This window comes from Planococcus sp. A6 (genome assembly GCF_028823615.1).
GTDB lineage: Bacteria > Bacillota > Bacilli > Bacillales_A > Planococcaceae > Planococcus.
In genome coordinates this window covers 1-8,795 of record NZ_JAPEHT010000132.1, presented here as the reverse complement: position 1 = coordinate 8,795, position 8,795 = coordinate 1, and the positions used below count along the sequence as shown (strand labels likewise).

General features: G+C 46.4%; 10 protein-coding genes and 1 pseudogene. 7 read left to right on the top strand and 4 right to left on the bottom strand.

Annotation, left to right across the window (positions count from 1 at the left end; genetic code table 11):
* Positions 1–36 precede the first annotated feature (36 nt).
* Positions 37–312 (bottom strand): HPr family phosphocarrier protein, encoded by a 276-nt coding sequence (locus ON064_RS15375; protein ID WP_274625470.1) that lies wholly within the window; start codon positions 310–312, stop codon positions 37–39.
* 242 nt (positions 313–554) lie between these two features.
* Here ON064_RS15375 and ON064_RS15370 point away from each other — a divergent pair, with 242 nt between their 5' ends.
* The 4 genes from ON064_RS15370 (at position 555) to ON064_RS15355 (ending at position 2,330) form a co-directional block, all read left to right on the top strand.
* Complete coding sequence (locus ON064_RS15370) at positions 555–920, top strand: nuclear transport factor 2 family protein (protein ID WP_274625469.1); 366 nt, start codon at positions 555–557, stop codon at positions 918–920.
* Between the two features lie 197 nt (positions 921–1,117).
* Positions 1,118–1,321: a hypothetical protein gene (locus tag ON064_RS15365; RefSeq protein WP_274625468.1), complete on the top strand. Its 204-nt coding sequence runs from the start codon at positions 1,118–1,120 to the stop codon at positions 1,319–1,321.
* Between the two features lie 49 nt (positions 1,322–1,370).
* Positions 1,371–1,958, top strand: coding sequence for a histidine phosphatase family protein (locus ON064_RS15360; protein ID WP_274625467.1), 588 nt, complete (start codon positions 1,371–1,373; stop codon positions 1,956–1,958).
* Positions 1,959–1,985: 27 nt separating this feature from the next.
* Positions 1,986–2,330 carry a hypothetical protein gene (locus tag ON064_RS15355; RefSeq protein ID WP_274625466.1) on the top strand — a complete coding sequence of 115 codons (345 nt, stop codon included), beginning with the start codon at positions 1,986–1,988 and terminating at the stop codon, positions 2,328–2,330.
* A 67-nt stretch (positions 2,331–2,397) separates the two neighbouring features.
* On the opposite strand, the gene ON064_RS15350 is transcribed toward ON064_RS15355, so the two are convergent.
* Entirely contained in the window at positions 2,398–2,610 is a 213-nt protein-coding gene (locus tag ON064_RS15350; RefSeq protein ID WP_274625465.1) for a hypothetical protein, read from the bottom strand.
* Between the two features lie 106 nt (positions 2,611–2,716).
* On the opposite strand from ON064_RS15350, the gene ON064_RS15345 reads away from it, so the two are divergent.
* A complete protein-coding gene (locus ON064_RS15345; RefSeq protein WP_274625464.1) occupies positions 2,717–3,172 on the top strand; it encodes an SRPBCC family protein in 456 nt (151 codons plus the stop codon).
* 242 nt (positions 3,173–3,414) lie between these two features.
* A complete protein-coding gene (locus ON064_RS15340; RefSeq protein WP_274625463.1) occupies positions 3,415–5,427 on the top strand; it encodes an ABC1 kinase family protein in 2,013 nt (670 codons plus the stop codon).
* A 96-nt stretch (positions 5,428–5,523) separates the two neighbouring features.
* Here the strand turns inward: ON064_RS15340 and ON064_RS15335 are convergent.
* Positions 5,524–6,725, bottom strand: a pseudogene (locus ON064_RS15335) (MFS transporter).
* A gap of 135 nt (positions 6,726–6,860) precedes the next feature.
* Here ON064_RS15335 and ON064_RS15330 point away from each other — a divergent pair.
* A complete protein-coding gene (locus ON064_RS15330; protein ID WP_274625462.1) occupies positions 6,861–7,229 on the top strand; it encodes a winged helix-turn-helix transcriptional regulator in 369 nt (122 codons plus the stop codon).
* Positions 7,230–7,745: 516 nt separating this feature from the next.
* Here the strand turns inward: ON064_RS15330 and ON064_RS15325 are convergent.
* On the bottom strand, positions 7,746–8,636 hold the full coding sequence (locus tag ON064_RS15325; RefSeq protein ID WP_274625461.1) for a DMT family transporter: 891 nt from the start codon (positions 8,634–8,636) through the stop codon (positions 7,746–7,748).
* Positions 8,637–8,795: the final 159 nt, after the last annotated feature.

Here is an 8,795-nt window from a genome sequence, read left to right as displayed (position 1 = left end):
ACAGCGAGCGATAACTTCTTTTAAAGCCAAAATTGTTCATTGATCAGCATCAATCATGCTTTTTTCAAATAACAGGGCGGATGTGCGGGCAATTGCTTCTTGTTCATCTGGGCCATCCGCATGGATCGTGATGGTGGAGCGGGTCGGAATTCCAAGTCCCATCACACCGAGTATGGATTTCAAATTGACGGTTCGGTTTTTGAATTCTAGCGATAGTTCTGATTGGAAGCGGTTCGCTTCGCTGACGAGTGCTGCAGCGGGACGCGCATGCAAGCCTTCTTCTGCAGTAATGAAAAATTGTTTTTTGGCCATTTGTTGTCTTCTCCTCCTTATGCAGATGTGCATTTCTCCATTATAAGGTTTTCTGGTCGCCTTTGTTAAGCACAAGCTTGAAAGGATGAACCAAAGTGGTGAAAACTAATTGGAAAATGGAACAACAGACTAGGCAGACAGGCAGAAAGAGAGTAAAATGTAAATAAGTTGAATATTCAGATAAATTTTTATGAATCATTCATTAAATATGACCGCACGGACAGCATGAGGGAGGGGAAACCATGAAAACCAGCAGCACGGCCGACTTTTTGAGGGACTTCAACGACGCTTTTTTCAAAGGCAGGAAAGAATTCATTGAACAGCATGTTTCGGACGATGTGGAATGGATCATGGTCGGGACGATGCCGTTGAAGGGCAGGCAGGCATTAGTGGATGCGGCTTTCGGGATGCAGGATTATACGCAAATGGCTTTTAAAATCGACACTGTGATTGCTGAAGGGCATGAAGGAGTGGTAAAAGGCGTTATGACTGCCAAAGGCGGCAACAATCGGGAACGCACATACTGCTATTGCGATTTTTATGAATGGAAAGGAGACAGCAAACTGGAGATAACAAAAATGACATCGTTTGTGGTTGAAACGAAATAGAGCCGAAATGGGCTCTATTTTTTTGATGTCTTTAAGTTTGATTAACATGTATTAAACTACATAAGGTTATTTAATAATTCAAAAATAAGCTTACAAGACAAGATAGAAGAACAGGCAAGTGGGTGCTGACAATTCTTGCGTTCTCAGGAAAACTTCGGCAAGATGGAATAATAAGCAGCAAGAAAGGGTGCGAGACAGTGGATTATCTGAAATCACGCAAAAATGCGTATGCCGTTTTACTGAGTGGGCTTGTTCTGGGTGTCGTCATTGCATTGTTGATCAACGATGACCCGGATACATCGACCTTGGTCGCGGCAGGGGCGATTGGTGTAGTAATCGGAGAAGCGATCATGTTCTGGCGCTGGAGCAAACAACGTAAAACAACAAAAGGCGAAGATTGAAGGCCAGCAGCAAGTCAATCACATAACAGCGGAAAGGAAGTAGAGGACGATGACGACAATCTGCCTTATTCGGCACGGAGAAACAGAATGGAATAAGATCGGCCGCATTCAAGGAACGACGGATGTGCCGCTGAACGAAACAGGAAAATCGCAAGCACGGGCATGTGGATCGCATTTGACGAAAGAAGCGTGGGACGTCATCGTGACGAGCCCCCTCAAACGCGCGAAGCAGACTGCGGCGATCATCAATGAAACGATGCGTTTGCCGATCGTCGAAATGGCTGAGTTCCAGGAAAAGCATTTCGGCAAAGCAGAAGGCATGACAGCAGAGGAACGTTACGGCTTGTATCCGGACAAAAACTATCCAGGCCAAGAGCAGCCACAAGCCTTTCATGGCAGGCTATCAAAAGGTCTTGCACAACTCAATGAGCAGTTCGGAAACCATCGAGTGCTCGTCGTGGCACACGGAGGCGTCATCAATGCCATCCTTGAACAATTGGCGCACGGTGAATACGATGGTGAAATCCGTTTGCAAAATGGAGGCATGAATCACTTGGCGTATGTTAGCGAGCGCTGGGAAATCCGAAAATACAATTTCATCGACCATCTCGAAGTGTTGGATGCCAAGGCAAAGTGATTACAAAAGCTAAAAGGAGCTTGACACATGGAACAAAGTGAACTGACAAGCATGCACCAGGAAATCGAAAAGCTGAAGTTTCACAACCGGACTTTATTGGCGTTGCTCGGGGAGGTAATGGAAGATAAAATGCGTGAGCCGACCGTCCATGAAGCCATTGTGGTGCATGATTTATCAAAAGCTGAACTCCAGGGGTTCACGCAATTGATCCGCGGTTATAGTGGCGATATAAAAGCTTTTGAACAGCAGGCAGCGGTCTTGGGCCATAAATTCACGAACTTGACTGTCAAAGGCTTGTTGCAAGGCTTCGTGGGGTCTGGCATGCTGTCCGGTAAATGTGAAGAAATTCTTCAGTCATATGAAAAGAATTGAATGAAAAAACACCGCCCATTTCAGGCGGTGTTTTACAGGGTATTGAGGAATTGCTGCTGACACCAAATCATTTGCGTTTTTTTGCAGGTTCTGACGGAGGCGCTTCTTTGGCATCGAATATGCCGCGCCGGTAAACAAACATCGCCAGCGCCGCCATAAACAAGGCGGAATTGAACCAGAACACAAGATCATTTAAATTGCCGCCAAACAACAAGGTGTTGAGGACGGTCAATAGATGCATCACCAGTAGAAAAATAAATAAAATCGTTGAGGTTCTCATCAAATCACTCCATAATCGTTTTGCTGTTTTCATTGTAACGGAATCAAAGGGCAGCAGTAAGCATTTACGGAAATTGTAGAAAAGAGTTCATGAAAGGGTGGGAAAAATGGTCAAATGGAAAGAGCAAATGGTTATCAACGCACCGATCGAAAAAGTTTGGAAATTGTTCCAGGACGAGCAGATCCAGCGCATTATGCCAAAAGTGGAATCGCATGACCTGCTCGAAGGAGAGAATAATGCCACAGGCGCTAAACACGCGCAAGTGTATACAGAGGGGAAACAGCAGCAACGCTATATCGTTGAAACTTTATCCTATGTGGATGAACCTGACAGAAAATACCGGGAGACGGCTTTTGAGATGGGTCACATGTTCGAAGTGCGCTATGGGTTCAGTTTGGAAAAAGAGTCATCACAAAGCACGCGCTTTATTTATGAAGGGCAAAACAAAGGCATAAGCGTCACGGGGAAGATGATGCTTTTGGCGGGCAGCAAAAAGGCAGCACGGAATACCGTGTTGAATTTTATGAGCAGGGTCAAGGAACAAGCCGAACGTGAAAGCTAAAAAAAGTCCGGTTTGGAGAGGAAATGGACGAATAAAAAATAGAAATGTAATTAACTACATAAGGTTTATTGAAAAAAACAAAAAACCGCCAACAATCGAAATTCATTCACTGAGGACAAAAAGCAGGAAGGGCTTTGCGATACCTCGAAACTACTTATATAGAAAAACAATAGTTGTATTCCAACAAAAGACGAACCGATAATTCATTGCAGGTATAGTGGTGCAAAGAAAGGAGTCCGCGAATGGTCATATATGTACGGATGATTGCAGAAATGCTGGTCATCGCCATTTTCATCTATTTCGTCAGCGGCCGTTTGATGGGGTCGAAAGTGAATTTCACAAAACGAATATTATCTGTTGTGTTAGGGATTGTCTTAACCACATTTGTGTATTGGTATTCCTATTTACGTTATACCGAATTCATGGATGATGCATTCGCGACGATGTTGACAGATACCAGCACCGTCATTTGGATCGGCAGCATGTTAATGATTTCGATGCTGTTTTACTTAATACTGGAATTATTCGACCCGATCGAACTTGGCGACCGTGGTGAACGCATTACGAACCGCAAATTTATCTGGAAAAGGCTGCGCAGCCGTTGGAGACGCCAGAAACGTTTAAGCAAAGTGCTGGAGATTGCGGTCAAGAACGGCATTTCCAGCACATTGAAGTATGCGCGGCATCGCGAAAACAACCGGGAGCTTGCGGTTGCTTTCCGCAGGACGCTTGAAGAAGCCGGGGGCGTGTTCATCAAATTCGGCCAAGTATTATCAACACGGACGGATTTGTTCGCACCTGTCTTCATCGAGGAACTGAGCCAGCTGCAACAAAACGTCAAAGCCTTGCCGAAAGAACAAGTGACGGAAATCCTGAGAAAATCCATGACACAGCCCATTGAAGAAGTGTTTTCCAAGCTCGAAAGAGAACCACTCGCATCGGCATCGATCGGCCAGATTCACCGGGGCGTGCTGCGCAAGACCAATGAAGAAGTCATCATCAAGATGCAACGGCCTGAAGTGAGCGCCATTATGCGTGATGATTTGGACATATTGGTGGAATTTGCCGAATGGGTGTCCAGTAAATCCACTTGGGCGCAAAATATCGGATTCCGTGAACTGGCGGTTGGCTTCGCCAATGGCTTACGTGAGGAAATCGACTTTGAAATCGAAATGCGCAATATGATCCAAGTGAGCAATGCTTTGGAAGACAGCAAAAATCAAGTCAAAATCCCGAAAGTCTACAGGGAATACAGCAATTCAACGATTATCGTCATGCAGTATTTCCAAGGTAAAAGCATTTCCAAAGGCGATGCGGTGTTCCGCCATTTTGCTGTTGAGCCGAAAAAATTCGGGCGCACGGTGCTATTTTCATTTCTGGAACAAATGCTGTTTTCCGGCATATTCCACGCCGATCCGCACCCTGGCAACATCTTTATTGATGAAACGGACGGCCAACCGATTTTGCTTGATTTCGGTTCGGTCGGTCGCTTAACAGCGCCTCAGCAAGAAGCGCTCAATCATTTTATCATCGGCATCCAGCAAAACGATGCCAGCATCGTCCATGATGCCGTCAGAAAGCTAGTGGAAAATGGCGAGAAGCTCGACGGGGCGAAATTTGAACAAGCCATCGGGGAAATTTTATTAAAGATTTCCTATGTCGACCGCATTCCGACCGCTGAATTGATTCATTCCTTATTTGATGTCACCCGTGAATTCGGCTTAGCGTTTTATCCATCTGTCGGAATCGCGCTCAGGTCGTTGATTAGCCTAGACAGCACTTTGCACACCATTGACCCAAAATTCGACATGTTCACGGAATCGAAAAGCTTTGCGAAAGAATACAAGACATCTGTGTTGAAAAAACCGTTCAAACAACCGCTTGCAACAAAAGAACGCATCGAAGAGGAATTAGTGTTGATTTTGCCGGAAGTCGCCAAATTGCCGAAACGCATCGACCAATTGATCCGGCGCGTAGAAGGCGGCAAGATCATTTTGCACCACGATGTGTTTTCCGATAAGCACAACTCGGGGTTTGTCATGCAGTTGTTCTCCAGGTTTGTTTTGTTGATGTCGGGGATTACATTCGGGTTCATCTCGGCTGCCTTATTGGCCATCGCCCAATTCATCGATACGGTGTACGCGATTTACTTGAATACTGCCGCATATGGAGGGCTGTTCTTATGCGTCATTTTGCTCGTTAGGCTGTCAATTCAAGCTATTCGGGACATGAAACGCAGCAATCAATACAAATAATTGGTTGAATTGTATTTGTCTAATGAAAATAAAGCGAAAAACCCCGTCCCAGAAGCAATTCCGGGGACGGGGTTTTTATGGAGTAGATGAACTCCTTTACATCGTGACGGATTTCCGGACAACAGCTGAAGCTTTTCGCTCAGTACCTTGCTCCAAGCTGCGGCTCCACGCACTCAGCAACACGGCCCCAAGGACCATAACCGCACCGATCCAAGGCGTATGGATCAGGCCAATCGAATCTGCCACAGATCCACCAAGCACCGCTCCGATGGCGATCCCTGCATTAAAGGCAGCAATGTTAATGGCAGAGGCTGTGTCTACAGCGCTCGGCACATAACGCTCAGCGAGCATGACCACATAGACTTGAAGCCCTGGAACGTTCATAAACGCGAATAGGCCCATTAAGAGGATGGTAATTAAGCCGGCGATTTTGAAAGGGGCTGTAAACGATAAAATGAGCAAGATGACAGCTTGAATCAAGAACATATAGAACAATGCCCGGATTGGATTGCGATTGGCCAATTTGCCGCCGATCGTATTGCCCGCAGCAATGGCGATGCCGTACCCGAAGAGGATGATTGTTACGGTTCCAGCTGCAAAGCCCGTGACTTGCTGAAGCAAGGGGGACAGATAGGTGAAGACGACAAACGTGCCGCCATAGCCGAGCGCCGTAATGGCAAAGACCAACAGCAAACGGCCATTCGTTATCAGCTTGACTTGATCACGCAATGTGGTGCGCGCCGCTTTTTTCAAATCACTTGGCACCAATAAAGCGTTGCCGATCAATGCGGCGACACCAAGTGCGACAATCGCCATGAACGCGAAGCGCCAGCCGAACTGTTGCCCCAGGAAAGTGCCGAAGGGGACACCGGTCACAGTAGCTACCGTCAACCCGGTGAACATCATTGCAATGGCGCTTGCTCGCTTGTTTTCCGGTACTAAATCCGCGGCAATTGTAGCGCCGATCGCCATAAAAAAACGACTCGTGCAGCGAGTAAAACACCAACTGTCGATGCTGTTGCCGCGATCAAGTTCCCGATAATGAAGACGACCATAATCCATAGCAGCAAAGACTTCCGAGGAACATTTGCGCTGATAGAGGTCAGCACCGGGGCACCGACCATGACGCCGAGTGCATACAATGAAACAGTCAAACCTGCCGTGCTGACGGAAATCCCTAAATCTTCGGCGATCAACGGCAGCAAGCCGACACTGATGAATTCGGTGGTGCCGATGGCAAAGGCACTAAGCGCCAATGCCAATAAAGCGAAATTGCTTCTTTTTTGTGATGCAGACATTTTTTCTCCTCCAAAAACGTTTTTATCGACTCGTTTTGTTCGATACATGCTAGTATGGATGACGAGGTTTTCAAAAGGAAGTACGTACTTTAAAGTGCTGTAGGTACTTTTTAGTGCCTATTGGAGGGATAAGAAATGGTGAAGAAATATAATATTTCAGTGGAAGCTACGCTGGAAGTAATCGGCGGCAAATGGAAAACGGTAATTCTCTGTCATTTGACGCATGGCACGAAACGGACGAGTGAGTTGAAGCGCCTGATGCCGAACATCACGCAAAAGATGATGACACAGCAATTGCGTGAATTAGAAGCTGATGGCGTCATCAACCGAATCGTCTACAACCAAGTGCCGCCAAAAGTCGAATACGAACTAAGCGAATACGGCTGGAGCTTGCAGGGCATTTTGGATTCGTTGTGCCAGTGGGGTGAAATGCATATCGAGAAAGTGCACGGTGATAAATTCGGAGTGCTGGAAGAAAGCATCTTAAACGATCATTTGAAATGAACACAAGCCGGTCTCCAGAAAAGCATTGTTTGAGCGATGGGGGCCGGCTGAATGTTCCAAAACACGCTTTTTAAAATTTAGTTTACATAATATAAATTATAGGAAGTTTCGTTTCATTTAATAAGTATACTCATGACAGTGAGACGAAACTGAGATTTTCAGTGAAATGAGTGATTTTATCGGTTTTTATCTAAGAACGCTGCGTTCATTAAAATGATATGCGAATTTAAAAAATCCAAACCGGTTCAGCTATTGATCAGCCGTTCCGGTTTGGGTTTAGTTGATTGTCAGCTTCTCGCAAATCAATTCGACTCGTAAGTCGTCAGCCTGCTGATGATTCTGCGGTTCATTTATGCATCGCTGTATTTCCGTAATCCTTCAGTGTCTTTTGGTTCCGTCGGTTTTTCAGTTGCCATAAACCGCTCGGGCTGGCTCCTAGCTGCAGTTTAGATTTGGTTGCTGCCTGTTATCGATCCACAGCATCCGTTATTCACATAAATCTGCTATCATACTCCTTCATATGGCTTTTCCAGGAATTGCTGCTTCCGGCCGCTTTTCCGGCCAATTCACCATGAATATGCCTGCAAAGATCAACGCGCCCCCAATGATCAGCGACACCCCGACTTGCTCCCCTAAAATAAGCCATCCTGAGATGACACCAAAAAATGGCGCCAGGAATAAAAAGGCACTCACTTTCCCCGGATTGCCGTTTTGCAGCAGGAAAAACCAAATCGCAAACTGGATGATCGACGCGGGAATCGCCAGCCAGAAAATGATGAATAGCGATTCTGTATTGATGGCCATTCGCTGGGGTTCCAATAAGCTGCTTGCCATCAGCAAAATCAAGCCACCAAACAGCATTTGATACGCCGTCAGCACCCACGTATCGAGCCGAATGCCCCAATGCTTGATCAATAACGTGCCAATTGCCCAGGACACGGCACTGCCGAAGCCGAACAACGTGCCGACTTCCAAGTTCACTTGGCTGCCCATCGTAATGAAGACACCGAAAAACCCGAGCAGCACCCCTCCCCATTGAACGATGCGGTAGCGAATGCCGAGTGCAACTGTGCCGAAAATCACCACTAATAAAGGATTGGTGAACGTCAAAATGGCGGATTCTCCGGCCGTGATCGTCCGAAGGCTCAGGAAAATGCAGCCCATGACACCAGCGGTCTGGAAAAAGCCGATGATGAGAATGTGCAGCCATTCGGCACGCTGCCGTGGATGCTTGCGCTTGAACAGTTTGACGAATATGGCCATCAAGATGCCTGCAATCGTGAAACGGATTCCGACTAACAGCAGCGGCGAAACGTGTTCGAGGCCGATTTTGCCGACCGCAAACGAAGACCCCATCAAACTGGTGGTAATGATGACGAGAAACGCGAAAAGGAATTTATTGTTCACAGGACACTCGCTCCTAGCTGCATGAAAAGATTCATGCAGAAATAGTCAAAACTTTTGGTCTATTTATCCATCGTACCGCAATTCCGCTCCAATTGCCTCCCTATCGTTGAAATCTGCCATTATTCATTCCAGGCGAAAGTCCATCCCACAGCAAAAAAC

What these genes read in the sequence shown, in the direction of transcription:
- ON064_RS15375 (WP_274625470.1), bottom strand. Translation starts at nt 312, where the DNA reads ATGGCCAAAAAACAATTTTTCATTACTGCAGAAGAAGGCTTGCATGCG.
- ON064_RS15370 (WP_274625469.1), top strand. Translation starts at nt 555, where the DNA reads ATGAAAACCAGCAGCACGGCCGACTTTTTGAGGGACTTCAACGACGCT.
- ON064_RS15360 (WP_274625467.1), top strand. Translation starts at nt 1,371, where the DNA reads ATGACGACAATCTGCCTTATTCGGCACGGAGAAACAGAATGGAATAAG.
- ON064_RS15355 (WP_274625466.1), top strand. Translation starts at nt 1,986, where the DNA reads ATGGAACAAAGTGAACTGACAAGCATGCACCAGGAAATCGAAAAGCTG.
- ON064_RS15350 (WP_274625465.1), bottom strand. Translation starts at nt 2,610, where the DNA reads ATGAGAACCTCAACGATTTTATTTATTTTTCTACTGGTGATGCATCTA.
- ON064_RS15345 (WP_274625464.1), top strand. Translation starts at nt 2,717, where the DNA reads ATGGTCAAATGGAAAGAGCAAATGGTTATCAACGCACCGATCGAAAAA.
- ON064_RS15340 (WP_274625463.1), top strand. Translation starts at nt 3,415, where the DNA reads ATGGTCATATATGTACGGATGATTGCAGAAATGCTGGTCATCGCCATT.
- ON064_RS15330 (WP_274625462.1), top strand. Translation starts at nt 6,861, where the DNA reads ATGGTGAAGAAATATAATATTTCAGTGGAAGCTACGCTGGAAGTAATC.